The sequence below is a fragment of the Streptomyces sp. CA-179760 genome (genome assembly GCF_050937045.1).
Lineage (GTDB): Bacteria > Actinomycetota > Actinomycetes > Streptomycetales > Streptomycetaceae > Streptomyces.
On record NZ_JBNJLZ010000001.1, the window covers coordinates 3,082,687 to 3,097,913 of the forward strand.

Here is a 15,227-nt window from a genome sequence, read left to right on the forward strand (position 1 = left end):
CTGGTTCAGCCAGGAGGCGTGCACGGGGTGTGGACCAGCACCGTGTTCGGGAACGCGGCGGTCAGCCGGTCTGCGGCCTTCTTGCCGCGGTGGGAGGAGCCATTGTCGACGACCCAGAACACGCGTTTTGCGCTCGTGTACGGTTCCTGGCTCATGACCTGAGCGACGAGGGCCATGAAGGGGTCGATGCCGGTGCGTGCTTCGGTGCGGCCGAACACGCGGGCGTGGTGGACGTCGTAGGCGGCCAAGTAGGCCAGCGCGCCGCCGCGGCCGTAGGTGTGGTTAACGCGCATCGCCCTCGCCTGTCCTGGTGCGAGGGTGGGGTGACAGCGGCAGCGGGCCTGGATGGAGGTCTTCTCATCCGCGCTTATGACGTACTCGTCCGCACCGAGCGGCCTGCCGTTGAAGGTGCGGGCGTAGAGGTGCAGCACGCGCTCGGCCTTGGGGCGGAAGTCAGGGTCGGTGATGAAGATCCAGGAGCGGTGCTGCCAGGGCTTGAGGGTGTCCTGAGCGAGCCAGCGACGCACGGTGGAGGCCGACACGAACGTGGTGATGTCTCGCGCCATGGCCTCGCGGGCCAGCTCCGGGCACGACCAATGTGACAGTGGCGCGTCGGCCTCGAAGGGAAGCCGACAGGCCAGGGCCTTGACCTGGGCGACCTGCAAGGCGGTGAAGCGGGGGCGGACGGCCGGAGCGCTTGCGGTCGGCTAGCCCAGCGAGTCCCAGCGCAGCGAATCGGTTTCGCCAGGTCCGCACGGCGTCCAGGTGTAATCCGGTCTCACGGGCGATGCGCGCGTTGGAGCGCCCACGCGCCGCGTGCAGGACCACTTGAGCCCGCATACGCAGCCGGTGCTCGGTCTTTTGACCGTAGGCCATCCTCTTCAGCCGCTCGCGCTCGGCGAGGGTCGGGGCTATCGCACGGGCCCGGGCAACAGACAAGACAGGCAGGCCAATCTGTAGAAGTGGTCTTTAACCGCCCGCATTCTGGGAGGGCCTGCTTGTCGCATCGCCGGAACCCCGCCGGTTCTTCCGTCAGTGGTTGACCCCGAGGATGACCAGGAGGAGCAGGGCGCGCTGCGGCTGGTGCGCGCGTCGGCGTGTCCTCCCGGTCATAGCCCTGCCCGGGAGGACACGCTGCCGCTGCTCGCCGCCGCTTGCCCGGGACCGCCGAACTTGGAGTACCGGCTGTCAGTCGGTGCGGAAGCCGGCCATCACCGAGGCCGGGTAGCGGCTGCCTGCGGAGCCCTGGGGGAGGACCTCCCGGATACGGGCCAGGTCGGCCTCGGTGAGTTCTACGTCGGTGGCGCCGACGTTCTCCTCCAGACGTGTGGCGCTGCGGGTGCCCGGGATCGGGACGACGTCCTCGCCCTGGGCGAGCAGCCATGCCAGGGCGAGCTGGGCGGGGGTGATGCCCTTGGTGGCGGCGAGCTTTCGGAGCTGCTCGGCGGCGTTCAGGTTGTAGGCGTAGTTCTCGCCCTGCCAGCGCTCGTCCCAGCGGCGCATGTCGTCCTCGGGATACTCGTCGGCGGGCTTGACCACACCGGAGAGGAAGCCGCGGCCGAGCGGCGAGTACGGCACCAGGCCGATCCCCAACTCCCGCAGGACCGGCAGGATCTCGTCCTCTACCTCGCGTTCGAAGATCGAGTACTCGTACTGAAGGGCTGTGACCGGGGTGACGGCGTGGGCGCGGCGGATGTACTGCGGGCCGACGTTACTCAGGCCGAAGTACTGCACTTTGCCTTCGGTGATCAGGTCACCGACAGTCCCGGCGACCTCCTCGGCCGGTACGTCGGGGTCGGAGATGTGCTGGTAGAAGAGGTCGATGCGGTCGGTCTGGAGGTAGCGCAGGCTGTTCTCGGCGACCTCGCGGATGTTCTCCGGGCGGCTGTTGACGCCGCTCCCCAACGTCGTGCTGGTCATGTCGAAGCCGAACTTGGTGGCCAGGACGACCTCGTCGCGGAAGTCGTTGACTGCGTTGCCGAGCAGCGTCTCGTTGCTGCCGGTGCCTTGGCCGTACAGCTCGGCGGTGTCGAAGAAGTCGACTCCGAGTTCGTGGGCGCGGTGAATGGTGGAGATGCCGTCCTCGTCGTTCGAGGGGCCGTAGGCCAGGGACATCCCCATCACGCCCAGTCCGAGCGCGGAGACGCGCAGTCCCTGCTGTCCCAGGGTGCGGTGCTGCATGAGATCGCTCCTCGTGTCATGTCGGCAGCCCATGGCCGACCAAACCAAACTGTTCGGTATGACCCTACGCTGTCCGGAGTGCCGCGCAAAACCGAACGGTTCGGTCACCTATCCTGGGCTCATGCCTCGCTCCACCAACCCTGGCCAGACCCCGGACGCCGCCACCTCGAGCGAGTCCACCGACTCCACGCGCCAGCGGATCGTCGCCGCAGCCAAGGAGGAGTTCGCCCGGCACGGGATCGCTGGCGCCCGCGTGGACCGCATCGCCAAGCAGGCCAGGACGAGCAAGGAACGTGTCTACGCCTACTTCCGCAGCAAGGAAGCCCTTTACGCGCACGTCGCCGAACGCGAGACGACCGCACTCGTCGAGGCGACTCAGCTGGATCCGGCCGACCTGCCCGGTTATGCCGGCATCCTCTTCGACCACTTCGCGGCTCGTCCGGACCACTACCGCCTGATCACGTGGGGTCGCCTGGAACTGGCCGAGGCCGCAGACAACACCACCGGCCCCCTCCAGGCCACGATCGCCGGCAAGCTCGACAAACTCCGCGACGCTCAGCGCATCGGGCTGCTCGACCCGGCCTGGGACCCGGTCGACGTCCTCGCCCTGATCAACCAGATCGCCATGACCTGGGCAGGTCAGCCCGAAATCGCCGCCGCTGCCGCAGACCAGGCCGTGGACCCCTCCATCACCGCCCGCCGCGCCGCACTGGTGACCGCCGTCGAGCGCATGTTCCCTCGCCCGGACTGAGACCAACGCCCAAACCGTTCGGTTTGACGCACACCTCCGGGTGCGTCCGTCGAAGATGACCTGGCGGACGAACGCGCGGCCCGCTGGCGCGGGAGTGATGACGTCGAGCCCGCGGCCAGCCAGACGGTCGTGATGGCCGTGGCCATCCGGATTGGCGGTAGCAGCCCTCGTCAACGGCTGTGCCAGCCAGGAGTTCGGCGACACCCGACAGACGCGCCGCCCCGGGGTCAACCCCCGAAGGACTTCCGGAGCCGACCACTGAGAGCGCGGGTTCTCACCCACGGCGGGACGAGCATGTGCGGCGCGTACGTAGGGGCGTAGGGCGGGTCGTGACTTCAACGCCCGGGGACTGGCGAGTCAACGCATGCGAGGCAGGTCGCACGGCCGTACGGACGCCTGGGGCCGTCGTGATCACCACGGCCGGGCCGGCCGACGAGGCGGACGCAGGCAGCGCGTGCGATGGACGCTCGACGGGACATGACCACGACGCCCCGGCTCAGCAGCAGGCCGACGCAGGTGAGGCACCAGGCCGGCGCCGAGGCCAGTCGTGATCACGGCACCCGGGGCGGCAGCGCGCCCGAGGCGGGCCGCGCACGTGGCTGACCCCGGGGCGGTAACGGGCAGCCCGTCAGTCCGCGTACGGGCGGGTCGCCCTCGCTTCTCGCAACGCCTCGCCCCACCACACCAGTTGGTCCAGCATGGTCTTCGCGGCGGCGTCCGGGACCGTGGGGTCACGCAGGGTTCCCGCGTCGTCGAAGGACGCACCCGCGTTGTGGAAGGAGACGGTGTCGCGGACCGTCACGGCGTGGAGTTCGGCGAAGACCTGGCGGAGGTGCTCCACCGCGCGCAGGCCGCCGGACAGTCCGCCGTAGGAGACGAGGGCGACCGGCTTGGCCCGCCACTCGGCGAAGTGCCAGTCGACGAGGTTCTTCAGGCCCGCCGGGTAGGAGTGGTTGTACTCGGGGGTGAGGATGACGAAGGCGTCCGCGCCAGCCAGCTTCGGGGTGATGCCGGAGAGGGCGGCGGTCGCCCCGGGCGTCGGTTCGAAGGACATCGGCAGCTCGGCCTCGGCGACGTCCACGACCTCGGCGACCAGGTCGTCCCGGTCCCGGAGATGATCGAGGAGCCAGTCGGCCACGACGGGACCGAAGCGGCCGTGGCGGTTGCTGCCGACGACAAGGGTCACCCGGAGGGGCTCGGTCGCGGGCAGGGCAGCGATGGGTGCGTGCGTAACGGCTGAGTTCATACGGCACAGCCTCATACCTCAACTTTTGTTGAGGTCAAGCCCGGACGTGCTCCCCGTCCGGGTCACCCGTTCACACGCGCTCGTCAGGCTTTTCCGGCACCCACCCTCGATAGCGCCCTTGACCTGCCCAAACATCCTCTGTCGGGCCGTCGGGTCCAGCGCCCTCGACACCCATTCACCCCAATTCTGACACCCCCTCAGAAAGCGCGGTCGCCGCGCTGCCCGTTACCTCGGAAGGGCAGGTGCACGAACGAACCGCTCGAAGGAGCACCGATGCGACGTACCGCCCGGCCGCTGACCGGCACCGCGCTCGCCGTCGCCGCCGCGGCCCTCGCCGCCGCTCCCGCGTACGGCGCCGCCGGCGGCCTGGAGGTCTCCCCCTCCTCGGTGGTCCCGGGCGGACAGGTCACCGTGCGCACGGCGGCCTGCGGCGACGGCGGTACGGCGACGAGTGACGCCAGCGCGGTCGGGGCCGGTTCCCTCAGCCTGGTACCGGGCCCGGACGACCAGGACGCGACCGGGCGGTTCAGGGTGCCGCCGAGCGCGCAGCCGGGGACGTACGAGATCACCGCGACGTGCAGCGGGAGCGGCAGGCGGATCACCGGTGATCTGGTGGTCACGCTGACGTCCGTGCGCGGGCAGGTGCATCCCAGGGGGAGTGTGAAGACGGGGGTCGGCGGCACCCTTGGCCCCGATCCCGTGCAGACCGCGGCCGGTGTGGCGGCCCTCGCCGTCGCCGCCGCGGGCGGTACCTGGCTCCTGCATCGCCGGGCGAGAGGCGACGGGATCTGACGGACACCCTCCGCTGTCCGTCGCCGGTACCGCATGTCCCCTCCCCCTCCGGGTCCGACGCCCCTCGCGGCCCGGAGGGGGGTACGGGGCCCGCAGGGCTCCTGGAACGCAGAGGGCAGATCAGGAAAGGGCCGGCCATGCGCAGATTCCCCATATACGGCAAGACGTTCGGCAATCCGGCCAATGCCGCCATGGCGGCCGTCACGGTGTTCGCCCTGTGCTGCGGGGCGTGGCTGCTGCGCAACGGCACCGAGACGCATGCCCCGCCCCAGCCGTCCCTCGCGCAGGCCCGCGCGAGTCAGGCCGGGCAGGACCGTCAGGACGGGCAGGAGAGCCGGGCCGGACAGGTCGGCCGGGCCGGTGAGCGGCATGCCGCGCCCGCGCTGCCGCCCTCGCCGCCCGACCGCATCCGCATCCCGGCGATCCGCGTCGACGCGCCCCTGACCGGGCTCGGCCTGACGAAGACCGGCAGCCTGGACGCACCGCCCGTCGCGCGCGGCAACCTCGCAGGCTGGTACGAGGCCGGGACCACGCCGGGTGAGCGGGGCACCGCGATCGTCGCCGGCCATGTCGACAACGCCGACGGCCCCGCCGTCTTCTACGGCCTGGGCGCCCTGACCAAGGGCAGCAAGATCGAGGTGGACCGGCGCGACGGCAGGGTCGCCGTGTTCACCGTGGACTCCGTCGAGGCGTACGCAGCGAAGGACTTTCCCGACCAGAAGGTCTACGGCCCCGCCCGGCGCCCCGAGCTGCGGGTCATCACCTGCGGCGGCGGCTACTCACGGGCCACCGGCTATCAGGGCAACGTGGTCGTCTTCGCGCACCTGACCGGGAGCCGGTGAGCCGCCCAGGATGTTGGACCTTCCCCAGGCCCCGAGAGGTTCCAAGGCCTCATTCAGGGACAGGCCCCGCGGCGTCAGCGAGTACTCCACGCGGGGCGGCACCTCGTCGTACGCCTCGCGATGCACCAGGCCGTCGGCCTCCATCTCCCGCAGCTGCGAGGCGAGCACCTTCTCGGTGACGCCCGGCAGCTCCCGGCGCAGCTCGCCGAAGCGGCAGGGCCGCTCGTCGAGCGCCCAGAGGATGAGCACCTTCCACTTGCCGCCGATCACGTCCATCGCCGCGTCGATCCCGCAGATGTACGCACCCGGCCGCCGCCCCGTCGTCCCCATGCCCGAGCCCCTTCCCCTGCTGCCGCCTGCATGCTTCCCCCGGAGTAACCACCCACTTCGAAGTACGTACTTGAGCAGGCCGTTCCCCTTCGACGACTGTAAACGCCATGACTGACAACGCCGTTGTTCCCCCTACACCCCTCACCCTCCTCGGCACCGGCGCGATGGGCACCGCCCTGGCCCGCGCCTGGCTCGCCGCCGGTCACCCGGTGACCGTCTGGAACCGCACCCCCGCCCGCGCCGAGGCCCTGGCCACCGAGGGCGCGGGGGTGGCCGCGAGTGCCGCCGAGGCGGTGGCCGCGAACCGCCTGGTGATCGTCTGCCTGCTCGACGACGCCTCCGTGGGCGAAGCCCTGGAAGGGGCCGATCTGGCGGGGCGGGACCTGGTGAACGTCACGACCGGAACGCCCGCCGAGGGCCGCACCCGCGCCGCCTGGGCCGAAGTCCGCGGCGCCCGTTTCCTGGACGGCGGGATCATGGCCGTACCGCCGATGATCGGGGTAGCGGACTCCGGCGGCTACGTCTTCTACAGCGGCTCCCCCGAGCTGTTCGAGGAACACCGGGACACCCTCGCCGTCCCGGCCGGCACCCGCTGGGTCGGGGCCGACCCGGGCTTCGCCGCGCTGTACGACGTGGCGCTGCTGAGCGCGATGAGCGGCATGTTCGCGGGCATCACGCACGCCTTCGGGCTGATCCGCCCGGAGGACATCGCACCGAAGGACTTCGCGCCGCTGCTCATGGACTGGCTGACCGCGATGGCCCCGGCCGTGCACCAGACCGCCGAGGGGCTGGAGAGCGGCGACTACACCAGGAACGTCGTCTCCAACCTCGCGATGCAGGTCGCGGGCAACACCACACTGCTGCGCACAGCCGAGGAACAGCGGGTCAGCCCGGAGCTGCTGGCCCCGTACATGGCCCTGATGGAGCGCCGCCTCGCCCAGGGGCACGGCGACGAGGACGGGACGGGGATCGTCGAGCTGCTGGATCTGCGGCGGGGGGCGTCCGCCTAGGCGAGCCACTGCTCGTACGCCAGATTCGCCACCAGGGCGAACACCACCGTCAGCAGCACCACGCGGACGAAGCCGCTGCCCTTCTTCAGGGCGGTGTGGGCGCCCAGGGTGCCGCCCGCCAGGTTGAAGACGGCCATCAGGGCGGCCAGTTGCCACAGGACCGCGCCCTGCCAGGCGAATGTCACCAGCGCTCCCGCGTTGGTGCAGCAGTTGACGATCTTGGCGGTCGCGGAGGCGGCGACGAGGTCGAGGTGGAGGATCGCGGTCAGGGCGAGGACCAGGAAGGTGCCGGTGCCCGGGCCGATGAGACCGTCGTAGAAACCGATGCCGAGACCCGCGATGCCGATCGCCGCGAGGATCTGGCGGCGGGTGGCCGGGCCGGTCGCGGGGGCCGTGCCGAAGGCGGGCCGCAGGATCACGAAGGCCGCGACCGCGAGCAGCACCACCATGATCACCGGCTTGAGGACCTCGGTACTCATCCCGGCCGCGAAGAAGGCCCCGGCGGACGATCCGGCGAGGGCGGCCAGACCGATGCGGACCGCTGTCTTCACGTCCACCGGGGCCTTGCGGGCGTACGTCACCGCCGCGCCCGTCGTGCCGACGATGGCGACCGCCTTGTTGGTGCCGAGCGCGTGCGCGGCGGGTGTGTGCGACGGCAGCCCCAGCAGCAGCACCGGCAGCAGCAGGAGCCCGCCCCCGCCGACCACGGCGTCGATCCATCCGGCGGCGAGCGCCGCCAGGCACAGCAGGACGATCATGGTCAGCGATATGTCGGGCACGATCGAGACCCTATGCGAGGCCCGTGCGCGCCCCTCACAGCCCGCCCTCGCCGCAGTTCAGGAACCCTCACATCCGCCCGCCGCCCCCGCTGAGGGCAGCGTTCCCCGTGGGAAACAGATGTGATGCTGCCGGGTAACACCGGCACCGCACGCTCAAGGACATGACCTCGAATGAGCGTGTGGTGGTGATCGGCACCGGCCTCGCGGGCGTACGGCTCGCCCGGCGGCTCGGTGAGCTCGGCACGCCCGCGCTGCTGATCGGCGAGGAGGAGCACCGGCCCTACAACCGGGTGCTGCTCGCCGAGGTGCTGGCCGGACGGTACAGCCCCGAGGTGATCGCCCTGCCCGCGCCGGCGGAGCTGACCCGCGGCCGGGTCACCGGCATCGACCGTGACGCGCGCACCGTCGCGTGCGCGGACGGTTCTGTGATCGCATACGACCGGCTGGTGCTGGCCACCGGTTCCAACCCCGTACTGCCGCCGCTGCGCGGGCTGTTCACCGAGGACCACCGGCTGCCCGAGGGCGTGCACGCCTTCCGGACCATGGACGACTGCCTGGGTCTTTCCAAGGCGGTCCGGCCGGGAGTGAAGGCCGTCGTCATCGGCGGTGGGCTCCTCGGGGTCTCCGCGGCCCGCGCGCTCGCCCTGCGCGGCGCCCAGGTCGTGCTCGCCCAGCAGTCCGAGCGGCTCATGGAGCGCCAGCTCGACCCGGCCTCCTCGAAGCTCGTCAAGCGGCATCTGACCGAGCTGGGCGTGGAGGTGCACACCGAGTGCCGCGTGCGGGACGTGCGCTGCGTCGGCGGTGCCGTCCGCTCGGTGGAGATGGCCGACGGGTACGCGCTCGACGCCGACCTGGTGGTCGTCGCCTGCGGTGTGCACCCGCGTGTGGGCCTCGCGCAGGCCGCCGGCCTCGATGTCCGCAAGGGCGTCGTCGTGGACGACGAGCTGCGCACCTCCGACCCGTACATCCACGCGATCGGCGACTGCGCCCAGCACGACGGCGTGCTCTACGGCCTCGCCACCCCGGCGCTCGAACAGGCCGACGCGCTCGCCGAGTCGCTGGCCGGTGACACGAACGCCCGGTACACCGGCACGCGTTCGCTGACCCGGCTGACGCTCACGGGGCACGACAGTCCCTTCGACCTCGCCGCGTTCGGCGAGACCGAGGCTCTCCCGGGCGACGACGTCGTCCAGCTCGCCGACGCCACCCGCGGCACCTACCGCAAGGTCGTCGTCCGCGACGACCGCCTGGTCGGCGGGGTTCTCGTCGGCGAACTCGGCACCGTCGGCGCGCTCGCCCGCGCCTGGGAGGGAGCAGAGCCGCTCCCCTCCGACGGCGGCCCGCTGCTCCACCTGCTCACCAACGATGGAGGCTCCTGATGACCGCCACCCCGGAGGCCACGGAGGCCACCCCCACGATCGTGCTCGTCGGCCACGGCATGGTCGGCCAGCGCTTCCTCGAAGCGCTCGCCGAGCGCGGCCTGACCGCCACGCACCGCGTGGTCGTGCTCTGCGAGGAGCCGCGCCCGGCGTACGACCGCGTGCAGCTCACCTCGTACTTCGCGGGCCGGACGCCCGAGGACCTGTCCATGACGGACATGGAGTTCATCAAGGACCACGGCATCGAGCTGCACATCGGTGACCCGGCCGAGACCGTCGACCGGGAGGCCCGCAGGGTCACCGCCCGCTCCGGTCTCGTCGTCGACTACGACGTGCTGGTCCTGGCCACCGGCTCCTACCCGTTCGTGCCGCCGGTCCCGGGCAAGGACGCCGAGGGCTGTTTCGTCTACCGCACGATCGAGGACCTGCTCGCGATCGAGGAGTACGCGAAGAACGCCCAGGTGGGTGCCGTGGTCGGCGGCGGTCTGCTCGGCCTGGAGGCGGCCGGTGCCCTCAAGGGCCTCGGCCTCACCTCCCACATCGTGGAGTTCGCGCCGCGCCTGATGCCGGTGCAGGTCGACGACGGCGGCGGCGCGGCCCTGCTGCGCACCATCGAGGAGATGGGCCTGAGCGTCCACACCGGCGTGGGCACGCAGGAGGTCGTGGTCGGCGAGGACGGTGCCGTGACCGGCATGAAGCTGTCCGACGGCTCCGAACTCGCCACCGACCTGGTGGTGTTCTCGGCCGGTGTCCGCCCCCGCGACCAGCTGGCCCGCGACTGTGGTCTGACGGTCGGCGAGCGCGGCGGCATCACGGTCGACGAGCAGTGCCGCACGGTGAACGACCCGCACGTGTTCGCGATCGGCGAGTGCGCGCTGGCCTCCGACGGCCGCGTGTACGGCCTGGTCGCCCCCGGTTACGAGCAGGCCGAGACGGCGGCGGCCACCATCGCCGCGGACGAGACCGATCAGCTGTCGTTCACCGGCGCCGACCTGTCCACCAAGCTGAAGCTGCTCGGCGTGGACGTGGCGTCCTTCGGTGACGCGCACGGCACCGCCGAGGACTGCCTGGACGTCGTCTACTCCGACTCCCGCTCCGGCCTGTACAAGAAGCTGGTCATCGGCCGCGACGGCACCCTGCTCGGCGGCATCCTGGTCGGCGACGCGGACGCGTACGGCACGCTGAAGGCCTTCACCGGCTCGGTCCCGCCGGTCTCCCCCGAGTCGCTCGTGCTGCCCGCAGGGTCCGGGGAGTCCGTGCAGCTCGGCCCGTCCGCGCTGCCGGACGAGGCGATCGTCTGCTCCTGCCACAACGTCTCCAAGGGCACGATCCGCGGCGCGGTCACCGACCACCAGTGCACGACCGTGCCCGAGGTGAAGAAGTGCACCAAGGCCGGCACCGGCTGCGGCTCCTGCGTCAAGGTCCTCGGCCAGCTCGTCAACGCCGAGCTGGAGGCCAGTGGCATCGAGGTCGACAAGGGCCTGTGCGGCTGCTTCGGGCAGACCCGCGAGGAGCTCTACGAGATCGTCCACGCCCTGCGCATCACCACCTACCAGGACCTGCTGGACAAGCACGGCCGCGAGGAGGCCCGGGGCGGTGGCGGCTGCGAGGTCTGCAAGCCGGCCGTGGGCTCGATCATCGCCTCCCTCGCCCCGGCGATCGGCGCGAGCGGCTACGTCCTGGACGGCGAGCAGGCCTCGCTGCAGGACACCAACGACCACTTCCTGGCCAACCTGCAGAAGAACGGCTCCTACTCGGTCGTGCCGCGCATCCCCGGCGGTGAGATCGCCCCGGAGAAGCTGATCGTGATCGGCGAGATCGCCCGCGACTTCGGCCTCTACACGAAGATCACCGGCGGCCAGCGGATCGACATGTTCGGCGCCCGCGTCGAGCAGCTGCCGCTGATCTGGGCCCGCCTGGTCGACGCCGGCTTCGAGTCGGGACACGCCTACGGCAAGTCGCTGCGCACGGTGAAGTCCTGCGTCGGCCAGACCTGGTGCCGCTACGGCGTCCAGGACTCGGTCCGCATGGCGATCGACCTGGAGCTGCGCTACCGGGGTCTCAGGTCGCCGCACAAGCTCAAGTCGGCGGTCTCCGGCTGCCAGCGCGAGTGCGCGGAGGCCCAGTCGAAGGACTTCGGCGTGATCGCCACGGCCAACGGCTGGAACCTGTACGTCGGCGGCAACGGCGGCGCGACCCCGCGCCACGCGGACCTGCTGGCCCAGGACCTCTCGGACGCCGAGCTGATCCGCCTGATCGACCGGTTCCTGATGTTCTACATCCGTACGGCCGACCGGCTGGAGCGCACCTCGACCTGGCTGGAGCGGATCCCGGGCGGACTCGACCACGTACGGGACGTCGTCGTCCACGACTCCCTCGGCATCTGCGACGAGCTGGAGAAGCTGATGCGGGCGCACGTCGCCTACTACCGCGACGAGTGGGCCGAGACCATCAACGACCCCGAGAAGCTCGCCCGGTTCGTGTCCTTCGTGAACGCGCCGGACACCCCGGACCCGGTCGTCGCCTTCGTGCCCGAGCGCGACCAGATGAAGCCCGACCTGCCGCTGCTGTCCATCGGTATGCGACCCGCCGACGTTCTGGAAGGAAGCGCCCAGCGATGACCCTGGCACCCGAGACCACCGAGCTGAAGATCGAACTCGCCCTGGACGGCGACTGGTTCCCGGTCTGCGACCTGAGCGCGCTGCTCCCGGGCCGCGGAGTGGCGGCACTGCTGCCCGACGGCCACCAGGCCGCGATCTTCCGCGACCGCTCCGGCGAACTGTTCGCCATCGACAACCGCGACCCCTTCACCGGCGCGGCCGTCCTCTCCCGCGGCCTGACGGGGACCCACCAGGGCCGCCCGTTCGTCGCCTCGCCCCTGCTGAAGCAGCGCTTCGACCTGACGTCCGGGGAGTGCCTGGACGACGAGGAGGTACGGGTGACGGCGTACAAGGTGCGCACGGCGTAGGAGCGCCGGGCTTCTGTCGGGTTCCTGTCGAGTTCGCCGACCGGGAGCGGTGCGCGGGGTGCTTCGAGTTTCATCGAGGCATCCCCCACCTTCCCTCCCACGGAGGCGCGATCATGACTCGGAACCACTTCCAGCCGTCCCGGCGGACCGTGCTCGGCGGGGCCGTCGCCGCGCTCGCGGTCGCCGGTACGGGCACGGCACAGGCCTCGTCCTGGCCGAGCGAGTTCCCGTTGCCCGACGGGTGGCTCCCCGAGGGGATCACCACAGGCAGCAAGCCGTACGCGTACATGGGTTCCCGTGCCGACGGCTCGATCTACCGCACCGACCTGCGCACCGGCGAGGGCGGCGTCCTCCACCAGGGCGCCACCGGCCTCGCGTCGATCGGCCTGAAGCTGGACGGCGACGGACTGCTGTACGTGGCGGGCGGCGCCGGAGGGACCGCGAAGGTCGTCGACGCGCGCAGTGGTGAGCTGCTCACCACCTACCAGCTCACCCGGAACGCCGCCCCCTTCATCAACGACGTCGTCCTGCACCGGGACCGCGCCTGGTTCACCGACTCCCGGGACGCCGTCCTCCACGGCGTCCCGCGCGGCCGCGAGGGCGAGGTCCGCGCCCTCCCGATCACCGGCGAGTGGGTGCAGGCACCGGCCGGGACCAACAGCGCCAACGGCCTGGTCGCCACCCCCGACGGACGCGGCCTGCTCGTCGTCAACGCGGGTCAGTTGTACACGGTCGACATCCGGACCGGTCATGCCACCGAGGTCGCGCTGGTGGGCGGGACCGACGTGACGAACGGCGACGGTCTGGTGCGTCTCGGCCGCGTCCTGTACGTCGTCCAGAACCGCCAGAACAAGATCACCGTCTGGGACCTCGACCGGAACGCCACCACGGCCACCCTGCGCCGGACGATCACCGACCCTCGCTTCGACGTCCCCACCACCGCCGCCCGCTTCGGCGACCGCCTCTATCTCGTCAACGCCCGCTTCAGCAGCCCGCAGACGCCTCAGACGACGTTCAACGCGGTGTCGGTGTCGCTGTGAGGGAGGTGGCCGGGGTGGCTTCGGCGGCCCGTGCGCAGTGCGGCCAGTCGCCGAAGTCGTGGTCCTCGCTCCACAGCCGTCGGGCCGCCTGGATGTTCCACTCCGGGTCCAGGGCCTGACGCGGGGTACCGCCCAGTTCGCGCAGCCGGGCGTCGGAGATCTGGAACAGGCCCCAGTTCCGGGTGCCGTTGGTGTTGGGCAGGATGTGCAGCGGGTCCAGGAAGGACTGGCAGTCGGCGATGGCCACCGCCTTGTCCGGAACCTCGGGGAACACTTCCCGGACCCGCTGCCGCACCTTCTCCTGCGACCACACGCCCATCCGGATCCGTGAGGCGTACAGCGCCTTCTTCGTGGGCTCCTCGACGACGCCGTTGGGCTGGATCCCGGCCAGCACCTGGAAGGCGGTGACACGGCGCAGGGTCTGCGGCCCGAAGCTGCCGTCGACGCCGATGTCCGCGCCCTTGGCGTGCAGCAGGCGCTGCACCTCCCGCACGCACTCGTCGTGCTCGCCCATGGCGATCACGGGCGGGCAGTTGGCCGAGAACAACGGCCGGCCGTCCCCCGGACCGCGCCCGCCACCGCCGCTGCCGGACGGAGTCCGGGCACCGTAGAGCGCCCAGGCGGAGACGCTGAGGGCCGCGACGACGGTGGCGGTGACGACGGAGGTGCGCAGGCGGCGCCGGCATGAGCGGTCCGTGGGCCAGGGCGTGGGAGCCGGTTCGGGTCCGGGCTCCCCGGCCGTGTCACGGACCGTTTCCCCCGCCCTCTCCCCCTCGGCTTCCAGTGCCGTCTCTTCCGCTTCCGCTTCCGCTTCCTTCTGCGCTCCTTCTTCCGCTACCGCTCCGTCCTGCGCTCGTTCCTCCGCTACCTGTCCTGTGTCCTGCCGCGTTTCCTGTCCCGTGTCCTGCCGCGTTTCCGTTCCCGTTGCCGATTCCTCTTCCTCGGCACCGGCCGCCGCGGTTCTCGCCGCGTCCGCCAGGGCCCACAGGCGGTGCAGGGTGCGGAGTTCCTCCGGGGTGGCGCCGCAGACCGTGGCCAGCCGGTGGACGCTGCCGTAGTCCTGGGGCACCGACGTGCCGCGGCAATAGCGGTGCAGCGTCGACCCGGCCAGGCCGGACTTCCTGGCGAGGGCCTCGTAACTCAGGCCCGACCGGCTCTTCAGCGCGCGCAGCAGCGCGGCGAACCGTTCCGTTTCCGGGCATACGGACATCGGGTTTCCCCCTCGGATACCCCCATGGGCGCTGGTCGGGCGCCTCGGGCGCCACTGTGCCACCAAAGGCATCCCATGGCCGTCCCAACGGTTTCGGAACGCGCCAGTCAGGCGCCGTCCCACCCGTCCCGGCATCCCAGTCGGCCCCGCTGTCCTTGCCGGACCCGGGCGGGCCTTGCCAGCGTCGGGCCGTCCGAACGACCGCCCCCGACTCCTCGAGGAGACCAGGCTCATGCGCCTTTCCGTCCGCAGGAACTCCCGCACCACACCGCTGTTCGCGGTCCTCGCCGTCAGCGCCGCCGCCATCACCACCCTGGCCGTGCCGTCCTCCGCTTCGGCCGCCCCGGCCGCGCCCGCGGCGGTGGACTGCGCGAGCGGGCACATCTGCTTCTGGACCGGCGCCAACTTCACCGGCAGCAAGTGCGCGTGGGACGCGGCCGACCCCGACTGGCAGAGCGGCGCCGTCAGGTGTTCCTGGGCCGCCACGACCAACGTGAAGTCGGTGTGGAACGCCGGCACGGGCGACTTCAGCGGCGTCGCCTACTACCGGGGCGCCAACTACAGCAACCGGGTCGGCTGCACCCGGCAGCAGCACGGCGGCAACCTGGCCGGTACGTACAAGGTCCGCTCCCACCAGTGGATCAGCGGAAGCTGCGGCTGACGGGGCCGGGGATACGCACGTGGTGGCGTGCACGCCCG

Annotated in this window: 15 protein-coding genes and 1 pseudogene; 9 read left to right on the forward strand and 7 right to left on the reverse strand. The window is 71.3% G+C overall.

Annotation, left to right across the window (positions count from 1 at the left end; all coding sequences use genetic code 11):
- Nucleotides 1–5: 5 nt before the first annotated feature.
- The 3 genes and pseudogenes from ACQEV8_RS13795 to ACQEV8_RS13805 all read right to left on the reverse strand — a co-directional run bounded on the left by ACQEV8_RS13795 (nucleotide 6) and on the right by ACQEV8_RS13805 (nucleotide 2,181).
- A complete protein-coding gene (locus ACQEV8_RS13795) occupies nucleotides 6–665 on the reverse strand; it encodes a hypothetical protein (protein WP_432973427.1) in 660 nt (219 codons plus the stop codon).
- Nucleotides 666–693: 28 nt separating this feature from the next.
- Nucleotides 694–876: pseudogene (locus ACQEV8_RS13800) on the reverse strand (helix-turn-helix domain-containing protein); the annotation flags it as partial.
- 312 nt (nucleotides 877–1,188) lie between these two features.
- Nucleotides 1,189–2,181: an aldo/keto reductase gene (locus ACQEV8_RS13805; protein WP_432959954.1), complete on the reverse strand. Its 993-nt coding sequence runs from the start codon at nucleotides 2,179–2,181 to the stop codon at nucleotides 1,189–1,191.
- Between the two features lie 121 nt (nucleotides 2,182–2,302).
- On the opposite strand from ACQEV8_RS13805, the gene ACQEV8_RS13810 reads away from it, so the two are divergent.
- Nucleotides 2,303–2,932, forward strand: coding sequence for a TetR family transcriptional regulator (locus ACQEV8_RS13810; protein WP_432959956.1), 630 nt, complete (start codon nucleotides 2,303–2,305; stop codon nucleotides 2,930–2,932).
- A gap of 628 nt (nucleotides 2,933–3,560) precedes the next feature.
- Here the strand turns inward: ACQEV8_RS13810 and ACQEV8_RS13815 are convergent.
- Nucleotides 3,561–4,178, reverse strand: coding sequence for an NADPH-dependent FMN reductase (locus ACQEV8_RS13815; protein ID WP_432959958.1), 618 nt, complete (start codon nucleotides 4,176–4,178; stop codon nucleotides 3,561–3,563).
- A gap of 273 nt (nucleotides 4,179–4,451) precedes the next feature.
- Between ACQEV8_RS13815 and ACQEV8_RS13820 the strand changes: the two genes are divergently transcribed.
- Together ACQEV8_RS13820 and ACQEV8_RS13825 are read left to right on the forward strand one after the other, a co-directional pair.
- Nucleotides 4,452–4,970 carry a hypothetical protein gene (locus ACQEV8_RS13820; protein WP_432959960.1) on the forward strand — a complete coding sequence of 173 codons (519 nt, stop codon included), beginning with the start codon at nucleotides 4,452–4,454 and terminating at the stop codon, nucleotides 4,968–4,970.
- 137 nt (nucleotides 4,971–5,107) lie between these two features.
- Nucleotides 5,108–5,812 (forward strand): class F sortase, encoded by a 705-nt coding sequence (locus tag ACQEV8_RS13825; RefSeq protein WP_432959962.1) that lies wholly within the window; start codon nucleotides 5,108–5,110, stop codon nucleotides 5,810–5,812.
- Here ACQEV8_RS13825 and ACQEV8_RS13830 read toward each other — a convergent pair.
- Nucleotides 5,750–6,142, reverse strand: coding sequence for a winged helix-turn-helix transcriptional regulator (locus ACQEV8_RS13830; RefSeq protein ID WP_432959964.1), 393 nt, complete (start codon nucleotides 6,140–6,142; stop codon nucleotides 5,750–5,752). The two genes, ACQEV8_RS13825 and ACQEV8_RS13830, sit on opposite strands and share 63 nt — an antisense overlap.
- A gap of 107 nt (nucleotides 6,143–6,249) precedes the next feature.
- Here ACQEV8_RS13830 and ACQEV8_RS13835 point away from each other — a divergent pair, with 107 nt between their 5' ends.
- Nucleotides 6,250–7,152, forward strand: a complete 903-nt coding sequence (locus ACQEV8_RS13835) for an NAD(P)-dependent oxidoreductase (RefSeq protein ID WP_432959966.1) — start codon at nucleotides 6,250–6,252, stop codon at nucleotides 7,150–7,152.
- On the opposite strand, the gene ACQEV8_RS13840 is transcribed toward ACQEV8_RS13835, so the two are convergent.
- A complete protein-coding gene (locus tag ACQEV8_RS13840; protein ID WP_432959968.1) occupies nucleotides 7,149–7,931 on the reverse strand; it encodes a sulfite exporter TauE/SafE family protein in 783 nt (260 codons plus the stop codon). The genes ACQEV8_RS13835 and ACQEV8_RS13840 overlap by 4 nt on opposite strands.
- Before the next feature lie 161 nt (nucleotides 7,932–8,092).
- Between ACQEV8_RS13840 and ACQEV8_RS13845 the strand changes: the two genes are divergently transcribed.
- From ACQEV8_RS13845 to ACQEV8_RS13860, 4 genes are all read left to right on the forward strand, one after another.
- A complete protein-coding gene (locus ACQEV8_RS13845; RefSeq protein ID WP_432959970.1) occupies nucleotides 8,093–9,310 on the forward strand; it encodes an NAD(P)/FAD-dependent oxidoreductase in 1,218 nt (405 codons plus the stop codon).
- Nucleotides 9,310–11,931, forward strand: a complete 2,622-nt coding sequence (gene nirB / locus ACQEV8_RS13850; RefSeq protein ID WP_432959972.1) for a nitrite reductase large subunit NirB — start codon at nucleotides 9,310–9,312, stop codon at nucleotides 11,929–11,931. Before ACQEV8_RS13845 ends, nirB begins: the two co-directional genes overlap by 1 nt.
- Nucleotides 11,928–12,278: a nitrite reductase small subunit NirD gene (gene nirD, locus ACQEV8_RS13855; RefSeq protein WP_432959974.1), complete on the forward strand. Its 351-nt coding sequence runs from the start codon at nucleotides 11,928–11,930 to the stop codon at nucleotides 12,276–12,278. The genes nirB and nirD overlap by 4 nt, the downstream gene beginning before the upstream one ends.
- A 113-nt stretch (nucleotides 12,279–12,391) precedes the next feature.
- The gene (locus ACQEV8_RS13860; RefSeq protein WP_432959976.1) at nucleotides 12,392–13,318 is read left to right on the forward strand and encodes an SMP-30/gluconolactonase/LRE family protein; all 927 of its coding nucleotides are present in this window, start codon (nucleotides 12,392–12,394) and stop codon (nucleotides 13,316–13,318) included.
- On the opposite strand, the gene ACQEV8_RS13865 is transcribed toward ACQEV8_RS13860, so the two are convergent.
- Nucleotides 13,293–14,528 carry a helix-turn-helix domain-containing protein gene (locus tag ACQEV8_RS13865; protein WP_432959978.1) on the reverse strand — a complete coding sequence of 412 codons (1,236 nt, stop codon included), beginning with the start codon at nucleotides 14,526–14,528 and terminating at the stop codon, nucleotides 13,293–13,295. The two genes, ACQEV8_RS13860 and ACQEV8_RS13865, sit on opposite strands and share 26 nt — an antisense overlap.
- Before the next feature lie 232 nt (nucleotides 14,529–14,760).
- On the opposite strand from ACQEV8_RS13865, the gene ACQEV8_RS13870 reads away from it, so the two are divergent.
- Nucleotides 14,761–15,189, forward strand: coding sequence for a peptidase inhibitor family I36 protein (locus ACQEV8_RS13870; RefSeq protein ID WP_432959980.1), 429 nt, complete (start codon nucleotides 14,761–14,763; stop codon nucleotides 15,187–15,189).
- Nucleotides 15,190–15,227 lie beyond the last annotated feature (38 nt).

Bases quoted from the DNA above. Each gene is read 5' to 3' on its own strand.
- ACQEV8_RS13805 (WP_432959954.1), bottom strand. From the start codon at position 2,181: ATGCAGCACCGCACCCTGGGACAGCAGGGACTGCGCGTCTCCGCGCTC.
- ACQEV8_RS13810 (WP_432959956.1), top strand. From the start codon at position 2,303: ATGCCTCGCTCCACCAACCCTGGCCAGACCCCGGACGCCGCCACCTCG.
- ACQEV8_RS13815 (WP_432959958.1), bottom strand. From the start codon at position 4,178: ATGAACTCAGCCGTTACGCACGCACCCATCGCTGCCCTGCCCGCGACC.
- ACQEV8_RS13820 (WP_432959960.1), top strand. From the start codon at position 4,452: ATGCGACGTACCGCCCGGCCGCTGACCGGCACCGCGCTCGCCGTCGCC.
- ACQEV8_RS13825 (WP_432959962.1), top strand. From the start codon at position 5,108: ATGCGCAGATTCCCCATATACGGCAAGACGTTCGGCAATCCGGCCAAT.
- ACQEV8_RS13830 (WP_432959964.1), bottom strand. From the start codon at position 6,142: ATGGGGACGACGGGGCGGCGGCCGGGTGCGTACATCTGCGGGATCGAC.
- ACQEV8_RS13835 (WP_432959966.1), top strand. From the start codon at position 6,250: ATGACTGACAACGCCGTTGTTCCCCCTACACCCCTCACCCTCCTCGGC.
- ACQEV8_RS13845 (WP_432959970.1), top strand. From the start codon at position 8,093: ATGACCTCGAATGAGCGTGTGGTGGTGATCGGCACCGGCCTCGCGGGC.
- nirB (WP_432959972.1), top strand. From the start codon at position 9,310: ATGACCGCCACCCCGGAGGCCACGGAGGCCACCCCCACGATCGTGCTC.
- nirD (WP_432959974.1), top strand. From the start codon at position 11,928: ATGACCCTGGCACCCGAGACCACCGAGCTGAAGATCGAACTCGCCCTG.
- ACQEV8_RS13860 (WP_432959976.1), top strand. From the start codon at position 12,392: ATGACTCGGAACCACTTCCAGCCGTCCCGGCGGACCGTGCTCGGCGGG.
- ACQEV8_RS13865 (WP_432959978.1), bottom strand. From the start codon at position 14,528: ATGTCCGTATGCCCGGAAACGGAACGGTTCGCCGCGCTGCTGCGCGCG.
- ACQEV8_RS13870 (WP_432959980.1), top strand. From the start codon at position 14,761: ATGCGCCTTTCCGTCCGCAGGAACTCCCGCACCACACCGCTGTTCGCG.